The sequence below is a fragment of the Bifidobacterium erythrocebi genome, assembly GCF_012932675.1.
GTDB classification, from domain to species: Bacteria; Actinomycetota; Actinomycetes; order Actinomycetales; family Bifidobacteriaceae; genus Bifidobacterium; species Bifidobacterium erythrocebi.
The window spans coordinates 98,464-117,610 of sequence record NZ_JAAIIF010000006.1 but is presented as its reverse complement, the minus strand read 5'-3'; the positions used below and the strand labels follow the sequence as shown (position 1 = coordinate 117,610).

The window sequence follows — 19,147 nt, the reverse complement described above, 5'->3', positions numbered from 1 at the left end:
GTCATTCCGCCTTGGAGATCTGCCACAGGGGCAGCACGGTCTGGCTGAGCTTGCTGGGGAATCCCTTGATGTTCCTGTTGTAGGCCACGGTCACGCGGTAGGCGAACAGCCAATCCGCCGGAGCATCCTCGCTGACGGTCCTCGCCGCCTGCTTGAGGTACTCGGCGCTATCCTTCTCGCTGGTGGCCGCGAGCGCCTTGGCGTACAGCGACTGCACGGTCTCGTTGTCGTAATGGAAGTAGTAGTCCGGCGTGGTCCACTTGTAGAAGTCGTGGCTTTCGGCATGGTCCACCAGCGAGAGCTCGTAGTCGCCGTTGGTATGCACGTCCTGCAGCCAGGTGGAGAACTCCACGTAGTTGATGTTCAGGTCGATGCCGATCTTGGCGAGTTGGCTCTTGAGCTGGTCGCCAAGTTCCGTACCGTAGGTGTTGGCATAGGTCAGGGTGAGTTTCAGCGGCTTGCCGGTGGAGTAGCCGGCTTCGCCCATGAGCTGCTTGGCCTTGTCCAGATCGTATGGGTACAGGTCGGTCAGATCCTCGTAGCCGGGGTCCACGGATGGGATCGGCCCGCCGAGTGCAGCGTCCACACCGCCTCGGGAAGCGATGATCTCCTTGTGGTTGATGCCGTAGCGGATGGCCTGGCGCACCCGCTTGTCCTTGAGCTTGCTGTTCGCGCAGTTGAAGGCGAGCACGAATTTGTCGCTGCCGTCGGCCGTGGAGACCTTGTAGGTCTTGGGGTCGAGCGATTTCGCCAGGGTGGCGTTCACCGGCGAGAGCACGTCCACGTCGCCGCTTTTCAGCGCGTTGACGGCCGCGTTGTCGTCGGTGATGAAGTCGATGATCACATGCTGCGTGGCCGGCTTGTGGGCGGCGCCCCAGTAGTTCGGGTTGGCCTTGAGCACCATCTTGCTGGCAGAGTCGAAGGATTCGACGGTGTATGGGCCGGATCCGACAGCCTGGGTCTTCGCGTTGTAGGTGGCGTCCTTGTCGAATACCAGGCCCGGGCGCCCGGTCAGGTACCACAGCAGGTTGGAGTCCGGGGCGCTGAGGGTGAGCCGCACGGTGTTCGCGTCGACGGCTTCGGCCTTGGTGAGGCTTTCCACCTGGTTGGCGTTGTAGTACTGCTTTTCCTTGAGCTGGTTGATGGACCATGCCACGTCATCGGCGTCAAGCTTGTCGCCGTTGGAGAACGTCATGTTCCGGTTGAGGTGGAAGGTGTAGGTCTTGCCGTCCTTGGAGATATCCCAGCTTTTCGCGAGTCCCGGCTGCACGGCGTTGTCGCTGTCGCGGCTGAGCAGTCCTTCGTACACGTTGCCGATGAGCACCTGTTCGATGGCCGATCCGGATTGGTGACGGATATCGAGGCTGGGGGGCGCGAGTTTGAGCCCGATGGTCACGGTGTCGTTGTTCGATGCCGACTGCTTGGCGTTTCGTCCGTTGACCACGGCGACCACGCCGACGATGATCGCGATGACGGCCACCACCGCCACGATGATGACCCACGTGTTCGGTCGCTTGGATTTCGGCGTTTTGATGCGGGCGTTCAGACTTTCGTCCGTGCTGGCCACGCCGGCCTCATTGGCCGTACCTTCCATATTGCGTTTCTCTGCTGTGGTTGCATCGGCATTGCCGTATGCACCGTTGGATGTTGTCATGATATTCCTTTATTCGGGGTCGACGGCGTGCCGGCCGCCTTGGCCGTGCCGTCTCTGTTGCGTGGCTGACCGCCCTTCAGGGTCGATCGCCGCGTTCCAGTATAGCCCTCATAAACGCCGCAAGCCGTTCCGCACGAAGCAATGGCTTCATACGGAACGGCTTGCATGTACCCGGCCTACGCAAAGGCAGCCGGAGGATCACTCCTCCTCGCTGTGGTTCTCCTTCTTGTGGTGGAGCTTGAACAGCTTGTCCTTTTCGGCTTCCTCCTGCGATTCGGGGTGCGTCACGTCGTATCCCTGCACGTACTTGGTCTGCCTCCACTGGTGGATCGAGGCGTTGGTGCCACGATGATGCACGTGGTACTGGCGATCGGTGCCGCCGAGCGGCAGCTCCTCGACCTCCTTGGCCACGGCGATCTGGTTCACGTTGGAGGGATCGCCTGCCGCGATGGGGGCCACGGGTTCGGGCTCGGTCGGCGCGGCGGTGTGCTGCTGGAGACGTGCCGGCAGCGATTCGGCCAGTCGGGACAGCAGCCAGCAGACGAAGAAGTAGACCACACCGGCCACGACCAGCGTCTGCAGGATGTTGAAGTACATGGAGCCGAGTCGGCGGGACTGCTGCAGCAGATCGGTGTACATGATGATGGAGCCGAGGGCGGTATCCTTAAGCACCACGACCAGCTGGGTGACCGCGGCGGGCAGCATGGCGACGATGGCCTGCGGGACCTCGATCTGCATCAGGGACTGCGTTTCGGTCAGGCCCAGGGCGAGCGACGCCTCGCGCTGTCCATCCGGCAGATTGCCGACACCGGAACGTACCAGTTCCGCGACCACCGAACCGTTGTAGATCACCAGGGCGAGCACCACGGACCAGTAGGCGGGGCTGGGCACGCCCACTGAGGCGAACCAACGCCAGAAGAAGATCATGAGCAGCAGCACCGGAACCGCACGCGCGAATTCGACGATCGCGCCGGAGACGACGCGGATCAGCGGATTCGGCATCAGTCGTCCGATGCCGAACAGCAGGCCGAACGCCACGGCACCGACCACCGCCAGCGCCGAGGCGCGAATGGTGGCCCAGAGTCCCGGCAGGTAGAAATCGGTCCAGGCTTCGGCGTCGAGCGCCGGCTTCCACAGTTCCCAGCTCAGCTGGTTCTCGCCGTCCGGCGGATTATGCAGACGCATCAGAATCAGCACCACGACGATGGCGAAGATGATTCCGGCGATCCAGTTGGCGATGCTGATCATCTTGCGTCCCTTGGGACCGGGCTGATCGAACAGCACCGCGCTTTCATTGTTGTTTGCTGCCATCGCGCGTCACCTCCTCACCGCGAGCTTGTTGGACAGATAGGTCGTCAGCAGACCGATCGGAATGATCAGGATCACATAGCCGAATGCGAAGATCAGGAAGATCAGCACAATCAGGTCGGCATGGTATTCGATCATCTCGCTCATCATGCTCGACGTCTCGGTCGCCACGGACGCCGCGGCCGCGACGGTGGAGTTCTTCAGCAATGCGATGAAGGTGTTGCCCAGCGGTGCGACGGAGCCTCGGAACGTCTGAGGCAGGATGATCTGGAATGCGGACTGCGTGAAGCTCAGGCCAAGCGCTCGCGCGGCTTCGGCCTGGCCGATCGGCACGGTGTTGATGCCGGATCGCAGCGACTCGCATACGAAGGCGGCGGTGTACAGGCTCAGGCCGGTGACCGCCAGCCAGAAGAAGTTGGTGGTGAACGTGTCGGAGAAGGTGAGCTTGAGCTGCGCGTAGGCGCCGAGCACCATGAACACCATGATGATGGTCAGCGGCAGGTTCTTGAACAGTTCGACGTACGCACCCGCCACGGTACGCAGCGAAGCGACCGGCGAGATGCGCATCATGACGAGGATGACGCCGAGGATCATGGAGAACAGCGCGGACCACAGGGTCAGCTCGATGTTCACCAGGAAGGCGCCCGGCACGTTGTATTCGGTGAACAGCAGTGTAAGGTCCTGCATCACTTGTTCCCCTTTCCGTTCGGCACCGGCGGATTGTACTTCGGATTCGGCTTGTAGTTGGTGCCCTTGGTGTTGTCTTCAAGGGCACGCTTCCAGGAGCCGTCCTTTTCCATGGAGACGATGGCCGCGTTGATCTTCTTCTTCAGATCGTCGCGCCCCTTCTTGATGCCCACGCCGTAGTATTCCTGGGTGAACGGCTTGCCCACCACCTGCAGGCGGCCGCGGGATGCGGAGGCAAGACCCGCGAGGATGATGTCGTCGGTGGTCACCGCGTCCACGATGCCGGAGAACAGTGCGGTCGCGCATTCGGCGTACCCGGGCTGCTCCATAAGCTGCACCTCGTTGGCGAACTTCTCCTTGACGGTGACGGCAGAGGTGGAGCCGGTCACGGAGCACAGACGCTTGCCGTTCAGATCCTCCGGTCCCTTGACGGAGGATTCGCCCTTACGCACCAGAAGGTCCTGGCCGGCCACAAAATACGGTCCGGCGAAATCCACGACCTTCTTGCGCTCATCGGTGATGGAATAGGTCGCGATGATGAAGTCGACGTCGCCGTTCTGCAGCATGGCCTCACGCTGCTTGGACGGTGCCTCCTTCCACACGATCTCGTCCTCGGTGTAGCCGAGCTTCTTGGCGATGTACTTGGCCACGTCCACATCGAACCCGACGTAGGTGCCGGACTTCTTGAATCCCAATCCGGGCTGGTCGAATTTGATGCCGATGCGAATCTTGTCGCTCCCCTCGTCGGCACCGCAGCCCGCAAGCGAAACCACGCAGGTCAGCGCGCACAGCGCCGCCAACGCGCGTTTGAACCATGTCTTCTTCATACTCTGCCCTCTTCCTCAGTGGGTCAGGATCTTCGAGAGGAAGTCCTTGGCACGATCCGTCTGCGGATGCTCGAAGAACTCCTCGGGCGAGGCCTGTTCCAGAATCTGGCCGTCGGCCATGAACACGACCTTGTCGGCCACCTTGCGCGCGAAGCCCATCTCATGGGTGACGCACAGCATGGTCATGCCCTCGCGCGCCAGCTGGACCATGACGTCGAGCACCTCGTTGACCATTTCCGGATCAAGCGCGGAGGTCGGCTCGTCGAACAGCATGACCTTGGGCTTCATGGCCAGGGCGCGGGCGATGGCCACGCGCTGCTGCTGGCCGCCGGAAAGCTGGGACGGCATCTTGGAGGCCTGGCTGGCGACGCCTACGCGATCGAGCAGATCCATGGCCATGTCCTCCGCCGCCTTCTTGTCCATATGACGGACCTTGATGGGGGCGAGGGTGACGTTGTCGAGAATGGTCTTGTTGGCGAACAGGTTGAAGGACTGGAACACCATGCCCACTTCGGCTCGCAGGTTGGCGAGCTCCTTGCCTTCCTCGGGAAGGGGCTGGCCATCGATGCGAATGACGCCGGAGTCGATGGTTTCCAGTCGGTTGATGGTGCGGCACATGGTGGACTTGCCTGATCCGGACGGTCCTACGATGACCAGCACCTCGCCTTTGCCGACGGTGAGATTGATGTCTTTGAGAACGTGGAGATCGCCGAAATGCTTCTCCACGTGGGTGAGTTCCACGAGCGGCTGGCCGCTCTCTTCGGTGCCCGGCACCAGCGGGCGCGAGATATTGCGTTCATTCATATCTGACATAGATGCACAGTATAAACGAAGTATGTTTCTATCCGGTTTTCGTCTCATCAACGCCGGAATTCGGTGGAAACATGCCGTTTATGGTGCGTGCTACGCCCTTGGCGCGGAGTGCAGGGACAATGTGCGGGAGTACACGGGAACGTACCCGTCCTGACAAATTGACGGATCGGACGGTTCGGCGGAATCAGTCCAGCATCGTCATGCGCAGCGCCGCGATGACGACAATCGAGACCGCCACGGCCGCGCCCACGGCCGTGAAGAATACCTGTTCCGGAACGTTCCGGACAAACCAATCATGCATATGCGTCCACAGATAACCGTTCATGGCTCCGACGCTAGCCACACGGAGTGTCGCATCGCATACGGCTGTGAGAACGGCAGGTGAACTTCTGCGGAAATGTCGATATCAGAGGCGAAACGGCAAGCGCCAGACCGCACGAATGCACGGCCTGGCGCTTGTCTGTTATATCCGTTTATAGGGAGAGATCAGTCCTCATCCTCATCCGGGTCGTAGTCGACGCCGGTCTCGGCGCGCTGCTCGTCGGAGATCGGAGCCGGGGCGCCGGTCAGCGGGTCACGTCCGCCGCCGGCCTTCGGGAAGGCGATGACGTCGCGGATGGACGGGGCGCCGGCAAGGATGGACACGGTACGATCCCAGCCCAGTGCGATGCCCGCGTGAGGCGGTGCACCGTACTTGAAGGCCTCCAGCAGGAAGCCGAACTTGTCTTCGGCCTCTTCCTTGCTGATGCCGAGCACGTTGAGCACGCGGTCCTGGATGTCGTCGCGGTGGATACGCACGGAGCCGCCGCCCATCTCCTCGCCGTTGCAGACGATGTCGTAGGAGTCGGACATGGCGTGTTCCGGATCCTTATCGAACTTGTCGATCCAATCCTTGGACGGCATGGTGAACGGGTGGTGCATGGAGGTCCACTTGGAGTGGCCGACAGCCACATCGTCGTCGTCCGGATCGTCGGTCGGCTTGAACAGCGGGAAGTCCACGACCCAGGTGAAGGCGAACTTCTTCGGGTCGAGCAGGCCGGCGCGGGAGGCGAGCTCCACACGGGCGGCACCCAGCAGCAGCTGGGAGGACTCGCGGGCACCTGCGGCGAAGAACACGGCGTCGCCGTCCTCAGCGCCAACGGCTTCCTTCAGGCCGGCGCGCTCCTCGTCGGACAGGTTCTTGGCCACGGGGCCCTTGAGCTCGCCGTCGGCGGTGAACTGCACATAGGCGAGGCCCTTGGCGCCACGCTGCTTGGCCCATTCCTGCCAGGCGTCGAACTGACGGCGAGGCGTGGAGGCACCGCCCTTGAAGAGCACGGCACCCACATACGGGGCCTGGAACACACGGAACGGGGTGTTCTTGAAGTAGTCGGTCAGCTCGATGATCGGGTTGCCGAAACGCAGGTCGGGCTTGTCGGAGCCGTACTTATCCATGGCTTCCTGCCAGGTGATGCGCGGCAACGGCAGCTGGACCTCATAGCCGGCGGCCTTCCAGATGGCGGCGATGACCTTTTCGGCCATGGCCATCACGTCTTCCTGATCCACGTAGGCCATTTCCATATCCAGCTGGGTGAATTCGGGCTGGCGATCCGCACGGAAGTCCTCGTCACGGTAGCAGCGGGCGAATTGGTAGTAGCGCTCGACACCGGATACCATGAGCAGCTGCTTGAGCAGCTGCGGGGACTGCGGCAGCGCGTACCAGGAGCCCGGCACCAGACGGGCCGGCACCACGAAGTCGCGTGCGCCTTCCGGAGTGGACTTGATGAACGTCGGGGTCTCGACCTCGGTGAAGTCCAGATCCTCAAGTGCGTGACGGGCGGCCTTGGCCATGTCGGAGCGCAGCTTCAGGTTGCGCTGCATGCCCGGGCGGCGCAGGTCGAGGTAACGGTACTTCAGACGCACTTCCTCGCCCGGCAGCTTGTTCTCGGACTCGTTCTCCAGCGCGGTGGACACCTGGAACGGCAGGGCGTCGGACTTGGCGAGCACCGTGATGTCCTCGGCCACGACCTCGATCTTGCCGGTGGCAAGATGCTCGTTCTCGTTGCCTTCCGGACGCAGGCGCACCTCGCCGGTGACCTGGATCACGAACTCGGAGCGCAGCGGACGCGCCTGCTCCTCGTCGTAGATGACGACCTGCACCAGGCCGGAGGAATCGCGCAGATCGATAAAGGCGACTCCACCATGGTCGCGGCGACGGTCGACCCAACCGGACAGGGTGACCTTCTGGCCGACGAGAGCCTCGGTGACTTCAGTGGCATGATGTGTTCTATATGCCGTCTGGCTCATGCTTTGCATACTCCCAATTTCATCGATGATTCATCGATTCATCAATCAATAACAACGGTTTGCCGGGCATTAACAGTATCGGGCTCCCACGACGTGCGGTCAGCCGGCTTCTGTTCGCCGGAAACGATGTTCTTCACCTCGTCGCCGGCACCCTCCTGGCCGGGGAACCACACGTACGGAATGCCGAGCTTGTCGGCGTACTTGATCTGCTTGCCCAGCTTGGCGGCGGTAGGTGCCACATCGGCGGCGATGCCACGGGCGCGCAGCGCGTTGGCGATGGCGTTGGACTCGGCACGCTCGCTTTCGTTCCACACTGCAACGAGCACGCTCGCCGGGGACACGCGGTTGGCGTGAGCGCCGGCCGTATGCAGCATGTAGCTGACCAGTCGGCTCAGGCCGATGGACAGACCCACGCCCGGGTACTTGCGGTTGCCCTGGGAGGCGAGATTGTCGTAACGTCCGCCGGAGCAGATGGAGCCGAGGGATGCGGCGCCGTCGAGGAAGGTCTCGTACACGGAACCGGTGTAGTAGTCCAAGCCGCGGGCGATCTTAAGATCCGCGATGACGGAGCCCGGGCGGATAGCAGCGGCCTGATCGACGATCATGGCCAGCGTGTCCAGACCCTCGCGGGCCAGCGTGTATGCCTCGGAATCGGTGGAGATGCCGTGCTTGGCGGCAAGGGCGTCGAACTTCTCGGCCAGCTCGGTGCCGTCGGCGGCGGTCAGCTCGGCCAGTTCGAGGCAGGCCTGCGCCTGGCTCTCGCTCGCGCCGCAGGTCTCGACGAGCAGCTTGGCCACCTCGTCGGCACCGATCTTGTCGAGCTTGTCGATCTCACGCAGCACGCCCTCGATGTCGTCAAGGCCCAGGCCACGGTAGAAGCCTTCGGAAAGCTTGCGGTTGTTCGCATGCACGGTCGCCTTGGGCAGGCCGAACTCGCGCAGGCGTTCCAACGCGGAGACCATGACCAGCGGCAGTTCCACCTCGTAGTGGTCCGGCAGATCGCCGTTGCCGATCACATCGATGTCGGCCTGGACGAACTCGCGGAAACGGCCCTCCTGCGGGCGCTCGCCACGCCACACCTTCTGGATCTGCCAACGCTTGAACGGGAATGCGAGATCGCCCGAATGCTCGACCACGTACCGGCTCAGCGGCACGGTCAGATCGAAGTGCAGGCCGAGTCGCTCCTCAATCGGAGTGTCGGATTCGTTGCCGACATCCTGCAGACGACTCAGCAGATAGATCTCTTTGCTGGTCTCGCCCTTCTTCAGCAGCGAAGCCCCAGTTTCCACGGCTCTTGTCTCGATGCCGAGGAAGCCATTGAGCTCGAATACTTCACGGAGCGTGTCGATGACACGCTGCTCCACAACACGTTCAGAGGGGAGCCACTCTGGAAATCCTGATATTGATGCGCCTTTAGCCACGGAATCAATATAATAGGTGAAGGTTGCGTCAAACATTCCTGTTCTGTCAGGATGTGAAGCGCGATGCACACACTTCCAAGCTGTAAGGAGCTGGCCATGGCCGACGACAACGTCACCAAGAACGAAACCACCACCGAGACCACCGCACAGGAAACGCACGAAGCGACCAAGGCACCGAAGCCCGCCGCTCCGAAGCCCCACGCTCCCTCCCCCGCCGCATTCGCCAAGAAGGCCGCGCCGGCAGCCCGCCGCGTCGCAGCACCGGCCGCCGCCACCTACACCGAAGCCCAGGTCAAGGAAGCCGAGGCATTCGGCCGCGTCGACGAGAACGGCACCGTGTTCGTCAAGGAAGGCGAAGGCGAGCGTGAGGTCGGCCAGTTCCCCGACGTGTCCAAGGAGGAGGCGCTGGCGCTGTATGCCCGTCGCTTCCTGGATCTCAAGGCCAAGCTCGACGCTCTGGCGGCACGCCTGAAGAGCTCGAACATCAAGTCCCGCGAGATCGACGAGACCATGAAGATGCTCGCCGAGGAGACCAACTCCCCCGCCGTGGTGGGCGATCTGGCCGCACTGAAGGCCCAGTACGAAGACCTGAAGGTCAAGGCCGAAGCCAAGAAGACCGAGCTGGCCGAAGCCCGCAAGGCCGCCGTGGCCGCCGCCGTGGCCGGACGCACCGCCATCGTGGAGAAGGCCGAGGCCCTGGCCGCCGGTCTTGGCGACAACACCAACTGGCGTTCCACCGCCGACAAGTTCCGTGCCCTGTTCGACGAATGGCAGGCACACCAGCGCAACAACGTGCGCATCGACAAGAAGGACGCCGACGAGCTGTGGAAGCGTTTCTCCGCCGCCCGCACCACCTTCAACCAGTCCCGCCGCAAGTGGGCGCAGGCTCGCGACAACGAGCGCAACCAGGCCAAGGCCGCCAAGGAGGCGATCATCGCCGAGGCTAATGAGATCAAGAACTCCACCGCCTGGGGCGAAACCTCCCGCCAGTTCAACGAGCTGATGGACCGTTGGAAGAAGGCCGGTCGTGCAGGCCGCAATGAGGACGATGCCCTGTGGGCTCGTTTCCGCGAGGCCGCCGATACCTTCTTCAATGCCCGTCAGGCCGATCGTGAGCAGATCTCCGCCGATGAGAAGGAGAATCTCGCCAAGAAGGAGGAGTTGCTGAAGAAGGCCGAGGCGCTGGTACCGGTGGCCGACGAGAAGGCCGCCAAGCAGGCTCGTCAGGCTCTGGCCGCGATTCAGGACGAGTGGGATCAGATCGGCTATGTGCCGCGCGAGGACATGCGCCGCATCGAAGGCCGTCTGGACGAGGTGGACAAGCAGATCAAGTCCGTCGAGGAGGCTGCTTGGAAGCAGTCCGACCCCGAGGCCGACGCCCGCAAGTCCAGCTTCGAGGAGCAGCTCAACGCCCAGCTCGCCGAACTCGACGCCAAGATCGCAGCCGAAACCGATCCAGCCAAGAAGGCCAAGCTCGAAGCCGAGAAGGCCACCAAGGAGCAGTGGCTGAACGCGGTGAAGTGATTCGGCTTCGGCTTTCACCAGCCTGAATCATAGCGATACGCCGGAGGGCGGCATCCGTATGGGTGCCGCCCTCCGGCGTATGTATGTCCATGTGAGTCGTTTGCAGTCAGCGCCACTCCCCCAACCCCTCATTCAAGGGGATGCGCGAGGTGAAGCGGCGGTGTTCGCCGGTCAGCGGATCGTCGAATTCGAGTTCGCGGGCCACCAGTTCCAGCGGATTGGAAAAATCATCGTAGGCATGTTCGATGATGCGCGGATAGAAGTCGTCCCCCATGATGGGCAGTCCCAGCGAATTCATGTGCACTCTCAACTGGTGCGTCTTGCCGGTTCGCGGATGCAGCACATATCGCGCCACCATATGGCGGCCGTCCATTCCAGAAAGCGGATGTCCCGTACGATCCATATGCCCCAGTCCCACACGTTCGATCAGCGTTTCGGCATTCGGCGTGCCGGGCTCCTCATAGGCTTGCAGTATCCCCCGCTGTTTGACGATGCGCGACCGCCGTTCCAACGGAAACGGCCTGGGCGGTTCCAACTTGCGTATGGTGCCGAAGCACGGCCTGCCGATCGGTCTGAGCGGCGCCAGACATTCGTAGGTCTTCACCGCCAGATGGTTCTGGAACAGCAGCTGGTAGGCACCCCGGCTGGCACGGTCACGCACGAACACCACAATGCCCGCGGTCAGGCGATCCAGCCGGTGCGCGGGTATGATGTCCGGTTCGCCATAAGTCTGCCGCAGCCGAATCAGCGCCGTCTCCCGATACCACATACCACGAGGCGTGGTGGCCAGAAAATGCGGCTTATCCACCACAATGATCCGCTCGTCCTCATACAGCACCGTACAGTCGAACGGAATATGCGGTTCCTCGGTCACATACCGGTGCCTACGCTCCTGTTTCACAAAACTCTCCCGACTGCACGAAGGCCGGCATACGCCGAAACGCCGCGCATTCGGCTTTGTGCAGATCCATGCGCAACGTAACGGCGTATGCCGGCCATGCCAAGCAGCGACATGCGCTACGACTATTCGACGGTAACGGACTTGGCGAGGTTACGGGGCTTGTCCACGTCGTACTTCTTCAGCTTGGCCATGTCCATGGCGAACAGCTGCAGCGGCACCACGTCCACCAGCGGGCTCATCAGCGTGGGGCATGCCGGGCGCCAGAACACCACGTCGGCATAGCGCTCCACGTCGGCGTCGTTCTCCTCGGCCACGGCGATGATGTACGCGCCGCGCGCCTTGACCTCTTCGATGCCGGAGATCACCTTGGCATGCAGTACGTTGCGGCCGCGCGCCGGCGGCACGATGAACACGACCGGCTCGCCTTCGTCGACCAGCGCGATCGGTCCGTGCTTGAGCTCGCCGGCGGCGAAGCCCTCGGTGAAGGTGTAGGCGATCTCCTTGAGCTTCAACGCGCCTTCCATGGCGACCGGATAGCCGACGTGGCGGCCGAGGAACAGGAACGACTTGGCATCGACCATCTGCTTGGCGGCCGCCTGGATGGTGTCGGTCTGCGTGTCGAGGACCCACTGGATCTTGCGCGGCATGTCCTTGAGCGAGTCGAGCGTCTGCTGGATCTCGTCGCGGTACATCGCGCCCTTCACCTGCGCAAGGTACAGGCCGAGCACGTAGGCGGCGGTGATCTGCGCCACGAACGCCTTGGTCGAGGCGACCGCGACCTCCGGGCCCGCGTGCGTGTACAGCACGGCGTCGGATTCGCGCGGAATGGTGGCGCCCTGCGTATTGCAGATGGCCAGCACCTTGGAGCCCTGTTCGCGGGCGTGGCGCAGCGCCATCAGCGTGTCCATGGTCTCGCCGGACTGCGAGATGGCGACGACCAGCGTGCGCGGGGTGAGAATCGGGTCACGGTAACGGAATTCGTGGGCGAGCTCGACCTCGACGGGGATGCGCACCCAATGTTCGATGGCGTATTTGGCGACCATGCCGGCGTAGGCGGCGGTGCCGCAGGCGATGACGATGATCTTGTCGATGGCCTTGAAGTCGTGCTCGTCGATGCGCACCTCGTCGAGGTTGAGCGCGCCGTTCTTGTCGAGACGACCGAGCAGGGTGCGCTGCACCGCTGCGGGATCCTCATGGATCTCCTTGTCCATGAAGGAATCCCAGCCGCCCTTCTCGGCGGCGGAGGCATCCCAGTCCACGGTGTAGACCTTCGGATCGGACACGATGTTGCCCATGAAGTCGGAGACGATCACCTTGTCGGCGCTCACGCACACGGCCTGGTCCTGATCGACCTCCATGGCACGCTTCGTGTAGGCAACGAACGCGGCCACATCGGAGCCGAGGAAGTTCTCGCCTTCGCCCAGGCCCACGACCAGCGGGGAATCATGGCGTGCGCCGACCACGATGTCCGGCTGGCGGCAGTCGGTGGCGAGGATGGTGAACGCGCCCTCAAGCATACGGGCGAGACGCCGGATGGCCTTGAACAGGTCCGGCTTGCCTTCCTCCTCGATGATCTTGTCGGTGATCTTGCCCAGCAGCTTGGCCGCGACCTCGGTGTCCGTGTCGGAGGCGAAACGATAGCCTTCGGTCTGCAGGTCGAGACGCAGCTGGGAGGCGTTCTCGATGATGCCGTTGTGGATGATGGCGACCTTGCCGTCACGGGAGGTGTGCGGATGCGCGTTGATGTCGTTCGGCACGCCGTTGGTGGCCCAACGGGTGTGGCCGATGCCCACCGTGGCCATCGGCATCGGGTTGTGCTCGATGTCTTCCACCAGATTGGAAAGGCGGCCGGCCTTCTTGCGCACCTCGACATGGTCCATGCCCGGTGCGCTCAATGCCACGCCCGCCGAATCGTAGCCACGGTATTCAAGTCGTTGCAGGCCTTGGAGGCAGACCTCCAGCGGCTTGCCGCACGCGGTTTCGATCCGTCCTGCGTATCCGACGATTCCACACATATTTCACCAGCCCTAATCCGCCGCGCACCGTGATGGACGGAGCGCGGATATCGCTTTCATGGCACGAATGCCGCCGTGTCGCCACAGGCGCCGCTTCGAGCCGCGGCCGCACGCAACGCGGCGATTCCACAACAAGTGTGTCAGAGACTTGTTGCGGGCCGCCGCCGCATCGCCATGCATTTACCGCATGTCTACATAATTCCGCTCAGCGCACGCGCTTGTTGGCGTAGCGCATGGCGCGCAATGCCTCGCGCTTGTCCTGTTCCTCACGCAACGCCTGGCGCTTGTCGAATTCGCGCTTGCCTCGCGCCAGCGCGATCTCCGCCTTCACACGGCCGTCCTTGAAGTACAGGCTGAGCGGGATGATCGTGTACCCCTTGGCCTCGCTCTGCCTCGACAGCTTGATGATCTCGCGTTCGTGCAGCAGCAGCTTGCGCTTGCGCTTGGGCGCATGGTTGTTCCACGTACCGTTGAGGTATTCGGGGATGTTCGCGTTCTCCAACCACATCTCGCCGCGCCTGTCGATGGAGACGAATGCCTCGGCGAGGGATGCGCGCCCTTCGCGCAGGGATTTGACCTCGGTGCCCGTCAGGACCAGACCGGCCTCGTACTTGTCTTCGATGGCGTAATCATGACGCGCCTTCTTGTTCTGCGCGATCAGCTTCGTGCCTTGTTCCTTGGCCATGGTCTCCTCCTTTCCTGAGAGTTTTCGCAACTTTCCACAATAACAGCAACGCCGCCTGAATCGCATCAGGCGGCGTCACGGGTGCTTGCCGGCCGGCGGCCGGTCTATCCGGCGGTGCCGATCGGTATGTGCCGATCAGTAGTGCACGTACTGGTAGTTGCCGGCGTTCGAGATGGTCTCCCATGCGGGGAAGGTCGAGAATCCGGTACCGCCTTCGGAGATCAGCACGGAACCGTCGGAGTTCACGCGTTCCACGACCGCCACATGGCCGTACTGCCAGTCGGCGGTCCAATGGCCGCCGACGCTCTGGCCCTGGGAGAACACCATCGCCGCCCCGACGTGCGGGGTGTTGTTGACGTAATAGCCGAGTCCTCGCGCGGTGGCCGCCCACTGTGCGCCGTTGCCCATATAGGAACCCACGGGCAGGCTCAGCTGGGAGCGGCGCAGATACGCCCACAGGGTGCACTGGCGTGCCGGGTAGGCGGAACCGCCCACCGTATTGCCGGTGTTGTGCCCGTAGCAGTAGCTCGATCCTTCGGGGCAGCTGCCGGGCACGGCGTAGTTCATGCCGCTGGCGGAGCCGCCGCCGGAATTGCCGCTGCTGGTGTTGCCGCCGGATGCGGTATTGGAGGAACCGGCGCTGGCGCTGGAACCGGAGTTCGACGAGCCGGATGAGCTGCCGGTCTGCTGGCCGACGCTCGACGGCGTGTAACTGCTGGCGCTGGCCCGGCGCGCGGCTTCCTCGGCCGCGGCCTTGGCCGCCATGGCGGCGAGTTCCGCCTGCAGGGAGACGATTTCAGCCGCCTCCTTGGCGCTTTGCGAGGTCAGGCTGCTCTTCTTGGATTCGAGCTGTTCGCGTACCGAGCTGTCCTTGACCTGCAGCGCCTCGAGGTTGCTCTGCTTGTCGGCGGCGTCCTGCGAGGCCTTCTGGGCGGCCGCGGCCTGGGCGTCGGCCTGTTCCTTGAGCTTGGTGATCTGCTGTTCGATGGCGTCGAGACGCTGCTGGCGGTTCATCGACGTGTTGAGCGTGGTGGCGGCCGCGTCCGCCGTATTGGACGCGGAACGCGCGGCCGCGGCGTCGGACTGCATCTGCGCCACGAATTCGTCGGTGGTCTTGGCGTCGGTGACCACGTCCATCATCTTGGACGCGTCGGAGCCGTGGAAGCTGTTGCGTGCGATCTCGGCGACGGAATCCTTGGCATCGTCGTATTCGATGCCGGTCTCCTTGATCTTCTGCTCAAGCGTGGCCTTGTCCTGCTTGGCAGCCTCAAGACGCTGGTTCGTCGCATCGGCCAGGCTCTGCGCCTGGTACGACGCCTGCAACGCCTCCTGGGCGGCCTGCTGGGCGGCCGGAATCTGGTTGTTGGCCAGATCGTTCAGTTCCTCGATGGTGCTGGCCAGGTCGGAGTTCACTCCGGCGAGCTGCGCCTTGAGGTTCTCATGATTGGCTTTCTTCTGCTGCAACTCCGCATAGGATGCCGCTCGCGCGGTCGGCACGTTCGTGGTGGTGACCGCCAATCCCGCGGCCATGACCGTCGCGCATGAGATGGCCATGCCGATGACGGCTTTCGCGGACTTTGTTCGCTTGTTCACTACTGTGGGACCTCCTACTTCCTTCGGCACATTGTAGCGGCAGTTCCTGAACCGTCAATCAGGCCTTGAGGTAGCGGTGCAGGGAGACGACGGACGCGATGACGGACAGCAGCAGCGCCCCCGCGATCAGCGCCGGCGAGACGAGCCACACCGTCGCCTGCGTGACGAACGGGATCCAGCTCACCGACTGCGCGACGCCATCGGTGATGAACACCTGCACGATCGCGGCCAGTGTGCCGCATGCCAGCAGCGAACCCACCAGGGAGGCGAAGAGCCCTTCCAGGATGAACGGCAGCTGGATCGTCCAGTTCGAGGCGCCGACCAGTCGCATGATCTCCGTCTCGTTCTTGCGTGACGCGGCGGACATGCGGATCGTGGTTCCGGTCAGCAGGATCGCCACGACCACCATGACGGCGGCGAGCGTCACCGTGACCACCGTGGCGCGGTTGAGCACGGCGAACACCGGGTCGAAGATCTGTTTCTGGTCGACCACGCTTTCCACGCCGCTCTTGCCGGACAATACCTCGGAGACCATCTTGTATTTGGTCGGATCTTTCAATTTGAGCTGGAGGGAGTCCTGCATGTCGGCGGCGGTCAGGGTGCGCCCTTGGTATTTGCCGTCCGGGTATTTCTTCAGGAAGGTGTTCTTGTAGAAGTCCTCACGGCTCACATAGGTGATCTTGGAGACGTTGTCGCGCAGCTCCTGGTGGATGAAGTCCTCGAGTTCCACGATCTCCTGCTGGGTAGGTGCCTTGCCCGCGGCGCAGGTGGCGGCCTGGCTGGTGCCGTCCGGGCACAGGTAGACCACGACCTCGACCTTGGAATACCAGTCGCCCTTGGCCTTGTTGACCTGGACCTGCAACAGCGCGGAGGCGCCGATGAACACGAAGGAGATGAACGTGACGAGCATGACCGAGATGATCATCGGCACGTTGCGCTTCAGACTCGTCCACGTTTCCGAAAGGATGAATCGCATTCTCATCGGGTACCCTCCTGATCATCGGTTCGAATGCCATGGTCCGCTGCCGGCGGTTGCGGCGGGGCAGGCGGTGTCGGCGCGGCGGGCGCGGACGGCGGAACCGGCGGTGCCGGCGGCATGAACGCCTCGTCGCCCTGCGCGGGCGCGGCACCCTGGGAATCGCCCTGACCGCCGTTCCGCTCATCCTTCGCCATCTCGTCCAACGGCAGGCCCCTGCCCCAGGTCATGGTGTCCTCGGGGGAGGCGAACGCCTCGCCATAGCGACCGGTACGACCGGAATGCACGGACTGGGCCAGGCGGGCGATGCCCTCTCCCCCGTCCATGACATGCGCCGCGATGGCCGCGGCATGCATCGCATCCACGGCGGTGTGCGGCTCGCCGCCCACCATATCGACGCCACCGCTCGAACGCAGCGCCTGATGGGATTTGCTCGTCACTTCGGAATCGGGGAAGAACACCGCGGAATCATAGGAACCATGCTCCTCGTCACGCACGATGCTGCCGCTGTGCAGCTCGACCACACGCTTGCGCATCGAATTGACGATCTCCTCGTTATGCGTGGCCATGACCACGGTGGTGCCGGTGCGGTTGATGGCATCCAGCACCTCCATGATGCCCAGCGAAGTGGTCGGGTCGAGGTTGCCCGTAGGCTCGTCGGCAAGCAGGATCTGCGGGTGGTTCACATAGGCGCGGGCGATGGCCACACGCTGCTGCTCGCCGCCGGACAGCTCATGCGGATAGCTTTTCTCCTTGCCGGTGAGCCCCACGGTCTCCAGCACCTTCGGCACCATCGACTTGATCGCCGAACGGCGCATGCCGATGACCTCCAGGGCGAACGCGACGTTCTGCCACACGGTCTTGTTGTTCAGCAGCTTGTAGTCCTGGAACACGAAACCGATGGAACGACGGTACTGCGGCACCTGCCGATTGGTGATGCGCCGCAGATCGTTGCCGGCGACTCGGATCTCGCCCTCCGTGGCCTCCTCCTCACGCAGCAGCAGACTCAGCAAGGTGGTCTTGCCGGAGCCCGAAGCGCCCACCAGGAACACGAAATCGCCGCGCTCGATGTCGAGATTGACATCGTTGAGCGCGGGTCTGGTCCCCTTGGGGTAGATCTTGCTCACATGATTCAACGAAATCAGTGCCATGTCATTCCTTCCGTTTCCGTCCCCGCCGCACGATCATGCGGGAGCGGGAAGTGTTACTCCGCGGCCTTGGCGCGACGCTGCTCATGGCGCCAGCGGATGCCGGCCTGGATGAAGCCGTCCAGATCGCCGTCGAACACGGCCTGGGTCTGCGAGGTCTCATAGCCGGTGCGCAGATCCTTGACCATCTGATAGGGGTGCAGCACGTACGAACGCATCTGATCGCCCCAGCTGGCCTTGATGTCGCCTGCCAGCTCCTTCTTCTTCTTGGCCTCCTCCTCGTGGCGCAGCACCAGCAGTCGGGACTGCAGCACGGCCATGGCGGCGGCACGGTTCTGGATCTGCGAGCGCTCGTCCTGCATGGTCACGACCAGGCCGGTGGGAAGGTGGGTGATGCGCACGGCCGAGTAAGTCGTGTTCACGCCCTGGCCGCCGGGGCCGGAGGAGCAGTACGTATCCACGCGGATATCCGAATCCGGGATGTCGATGTGATCGGTCGCCTCGACCAGCGGCACGACCTCGACCGCGGCGAAGCTCGTCTGGCGGCGGCCCTGGTTGTCGAACGGGGAGATACGCACCAGACGATGCGTGCCGCCCTCGACGGACAGACGGCCATACGCGTACGGCGCGTCCACCTGGAACGTGGCCGACTTGATGCCGGCCTCCTCGGCGTACGAGGTGTCCATCACCTTGGCCTTGAAACCATTGCGCTCGCAGTACCTCAGGTACATGCGCAGCAGCATCTGGGCGAAATCGGCGGCATCCACGCCGCCGGCGCCGGAACGGATCGTGACGACCGCCGAACGCTCGTCGTACTCGCCGTCCAGCAGCGTCTGGATCTCCATATCGTCCAGGTCGCTCTGGATCTTCTTCACCTCGTCCTGCGCCTCGGCGAGGGTGTCGGCGTCGTCCTCCTCCTGGCCGAGCTCGACCAGGGTCTCCACATCGTCGATGCGCTGGGATGCGGAATTGAGGCGCTTGAGCTGCGCCTGCGCCGCGGACAGGCGGCTGGTCACCTTCTGCGCGTTCTCGGGATCGTCCCACAGGCCCGGCTCGGCCGCCTGCTGCTCCAGCTCGGCGATCTGCTCCTTCATGCGGTCCATATCCAAAGCCTGGGCGATGGAGTCGTACTTCGCACGAGCCTCCGAAATCGCCTCGGAGAAATCAAATTCTGCCATTATGATTCACCTTACGTTCGTTCTGTAGAAATTGTCTGTGAACATACTTGGGTTTTCAGCCCGACCCACGGGTTTTACACATACTCTTTGCGGGCACGCCGTTGTCTTCCCTTTCCCTTACGGCCGCGAAC

Annotated in this window: 16 protein-coding genes; 1 reads left to right on the top strand and 15 read right to left on the bottom strand. The window is 63.1% G+C overall.

Translation table 11 applies throughout. The features are described 5' to 3' along the window. Nucleotide 1: 1 nt before the first annotated feature. The 8 genes from G1C98_RS02330 to hisS all read right to left on the bottom strand — a co-directional run bounded on the left by G1C98_RS02330 (nt 2) and on the right by hisS (nt 8,996). A complete protein-coding gene (locus G1C98_RS02330; protein ID WP_169078852.1) occupies nt 2-1,654 on the bottom strand; it encodes an ABC transporter substrate-binding protein in 1,653 nt (550 codons plus the stop codon). Between the two features lie 198 nt (nt 1,655-1,852). Then, nucleotides 1,853-2,965: an amino acid ABC transporter permease gene (locus G1C98_RS02325; RefSeq protein ID WP_169078850.1), complete on the bottom strand. Its 1,113-nt coding sequence runs from the start codon at nt 2,963-2,965 to the stop codon at nt 1,853-1,855. Nucleotides 2,966-2,971: 6 nt separating this feature from the next. Further along, nucleotides 2,972-3,649, bottom strand: a complete 678-nt coding sequence (locus G1C98_RS02320) for an amino acid ABC transporter permease (RefSeq protein WP_169078848.1) — start codon at nt 3,647-3,649, stop codon at nt 2,972-2,974. Beyond that, nucleotides 3,649-4,476 carry a glutamate ABC transporter substrate-binding protein gene (locus G1C98_RS02315; protein ID WP_169078846.1) on the bottom strand — a complete coding sequence of 276 codons (828 nt, stop codon included), beginning with the start codon at nt 4,474-4,476 and terminating at the stop codon, nt 3,649-3,651. Before G1C98_RS02315 ends, G1C98_RS02320 begins: the two co-directional genes overlap by 1 nt. Nucleotides 4,477-4,491: 15 nt before the next feature. After that, complete coding sequence (locus G1C98_RS02310) at nt 4,492-5,289, bottom strand: amino acid ABC transporter ATP-binding protein (RefSeq protein WP_169078844.1); 798 nt, start codon at nt 5,287-5,289, stop codon at nt 4,492-4,494. 184 nt (nt 5,290-5,473) lie between these two features. Next, complete coding sequence (locus G1C98_RS02305) at nt 5,474-5,614, bottom strand: hypothetical protein (RefSeq protein WP_169078843.1); 141 nt, start codon at nt 5,612-5,614, stop codon at nt 5,474-5,476. A gap of 161 nt (nt 5,615-5,775) precedes the next feature. After that, nucleotides 5,776-7,575 (bottom strand): aspartate--tRNA ligase, encoded by a 1,800-nt coding sequence (gene aspS, locus G1C98_RS02300; protein ID WP_169078842.1) that lies wholly within the window; start codon nt 7,573-7,575, stop codon nt 5,776-5,778. Between the two features lie 41 nt (nt 7,576-7,616). Then, nucleotides 7,617-8,996, bottom strand: a complete 1,380-nt coding sequence (hisS, locus tag G1C98_RS02295; protein WP_169078840.1) for a histidine--tRNA ligase — start codon at nt 8,994-8,996, stop codon at nt 7,617-7,619. A gap of 96 nt (nt 8,997-9,092) precedes the next feature. On the opposite strand from hisS, the gene G1C98_RS02290 reads away from it, so the two are divergent. After that, complete coding sequence (locus G1C98_RS02290; RefSeq protein WP_169078838.1) at nt 9,093-10,520, top strand: DUF349 domain-containing protein; 1,428 nt, start codon at nt 9,093-9,095, stop codon at nt 10,518-10,520. Nucleotides 10,521-10,626: 106 nt separating this feature from the next. On the opposite strand, the gene G1C98_RS02285 is transcribed toward G1C98_RS02290, so the two are convergent. From G1C98_RS02285 to prfB, 7 genes are all read right to left on the bottom strand, one after another. After that, nucleotides 10,627-11,394 carry a pseudouridine synthase gene (locus G1C98_RS02285; RefSeq protein WP_335341279.1) on the bottom strand — a complete coding sequence of 256 codons (768 nt, stop codon included), beginning with the start codon at nt 11,392-11,394 and terminating at the stop codon, nt 10,627-10,629. Nucleotides 11,395-11,543: 149 nt separating this feature from the next. Then, the gene (gene glmS, locus G1C98_RS02280) at nt 11,544-13,436 is read right to left on the bottom strand and encodes a glutamine--fructose-6-phosphate transaminase (isomerizing) (protein ID WP_169078834.1); all 1,893 of its coding nucleotides are present in this window, start codon (nt 13,434-13,436) and stop codon (nt 11,544-11,546) included. Nucleotides 13,437-13,641: 205 nt separating this feature from the next. Next, nucleotides 13,642-14,121 carry an SsrA-binding protein SmpB gene (gene smpB / locus G1C98_RS02275; protein ID WP_169078832.1) on the bottom strand — a complete coding sequence of 160 codons (480 nt, stop codon included), beginning with the start codon at nt 14,119-14,121 and terminating at the stop codon, nt 13,642-13,644. A gap of 135 nt (nt 14,122-14,256) precedes the next feature. Next, nucleotides 14,257-15,675, bottom strand: a complete 1,419-nt coding sequence (locus tag G1C98_RS02270; protein WP_169079172.1) for a CHAP domain-containing protein — start codon at nt 15,673-15,675, stop codon at nt 14,257-14,259. A gap of 97 nt (nt 15,676-15,772) precedes the next feature. Further along, the gene (gene ftsX / locus G1C98_RS02265; RefSeq protein WP_169078830.1) at nt 15,773-16,696 is read right to left on the bottom strand and encodes a permease-like cell division protein FtsX; all 924 of its coding nucleotides are present in this window, start codon (nt 16,694-16,696) and stop codon (nt 15,773-15,775) included. Then, the gene (ftsE, locus tag G1C98_RS02260) at nt 16,693-17,841 is read right to left on the bottom strand and encodes a cell division ATP-binding protein FtsE (RefSeq protein WP_169078828.1); all 1,149 of its coding nucleotides are present in this window, start codon (nt 17,839-17,841) and stop codon (nt 16,693-16,695) included. Before ftsE ends, ftsX begins: the two co-directional genes overlap by 4 nt. 53 nt (nt 17,842-17,894) lie before the next feature. Continuing rightward, complete coding sequence (gene prfB / locus G1C98_RS02255) at nt 17,895-19,016, bottom strand: peptide chain release factor 2 (protein ID WP_169078826.1); 1,122 nt, start codon at nt 19,014-19,016, stop codon at nt 17,895-17,897. Nucleotides 19,017-19,147 lie beyond the last annotated feature (131 nt).

Bases quoted from the DNA above. Each gene is read 5' to 3' on its own strand.
- G1C98_RS02320 (WP_169078848.1), bottom strand. From the start codon at position 3,649: ATGCAGGACCTTACACTGCTGTTCACCGAATACAACGTGCCGGGCGCC.
- glmS (WP_169078834.1), bottom strand. From the start codon at position 13,436: ATGTGTGGAATCGTCGGATACGCAGGACGGATCGAAACCGCGTGCGGC.
- G1C98_RS02330 (WP_169078852.1), bottom strand. From the start codon at position 1,654: ATGACAACATCCAACGGTGCATACGGCAATGCCGATGCAACCACAGCA.
- G1C98_RS02325 (WP_169078850.1), bottom strand. From the start codon at position 2,965: ATGGCAGCAAACAACAATGAAAGCGCGGTGCTGTTCGATCAGCCCGGT.
- prfB (WP_169078826.1), bottom strand. From the start codon at position 19,016: ATGGCAGAATTTGATTTCTCCGAGGCGATTTCGGAGGCTCGTGCGAAG.
- G1C98_RS02315 (WP_169078846.1), bottom strand. From the start codon at position 4,476: ATGAAGAAGACATGGTTCAAACGCGCGTTGGCGGCGCTGTGCGCGCTG.
- ftsX (WP_169078830.1), bottom strand. From the start codon at position 16,696: ATGAGAATGCGATTCATCCTTTCGGAAACGTGGACGAGTCTGAAGCGC.
- aspS (WP_169078842.1), bottom strand. From the start codon at position 7,575: ATGAGCCAGACGGCATATAGAACACATCATGCCACTGAAGTCACCGAG.
- G1C98_RS02310 (WP_169078844.1), bottom strand. From the start codon at position 5,289: ATGTCAGATATGAATGAACGCAATATCTCGCGCCCGCTGGTGCCGGGC.
- ftsE (WP_169078828.1), bottom strand. From the start codon at position 17,841: ATGGCACTGATTTCGTTGAATCATGTGAGCAAGATCTACCCCAAGGGG.
- G1C98_RS02270 (WP_169079172.1), bottom strand. From the start codon at position 15,675: ATGGCCATCTCATGCGCGACGGTCATGGCCGCGGGATTGGCGGTCACC.
- smpB (WP_169078832.1), bottom strand. From the start codon at position 14,121: ATGGCCAAGGAACAAGGCACGAAGCTGATCGCGCAGAACAAGAAGGCG.
- G1C98_RS02305 (WP_169078843.1), bottom strand. From the start codon at position 5,614: ATGAACGGTTATCTGTGGACGCATATGCATGATTGGTTTGTCCGGAAC.
- G1C98_RS02290 (WP_169078838.1), top strand. From the start codon at position 9,093: ATGGCCGACGACAACGTCACCAAGAACGAAACCACCACCGAGACCACC.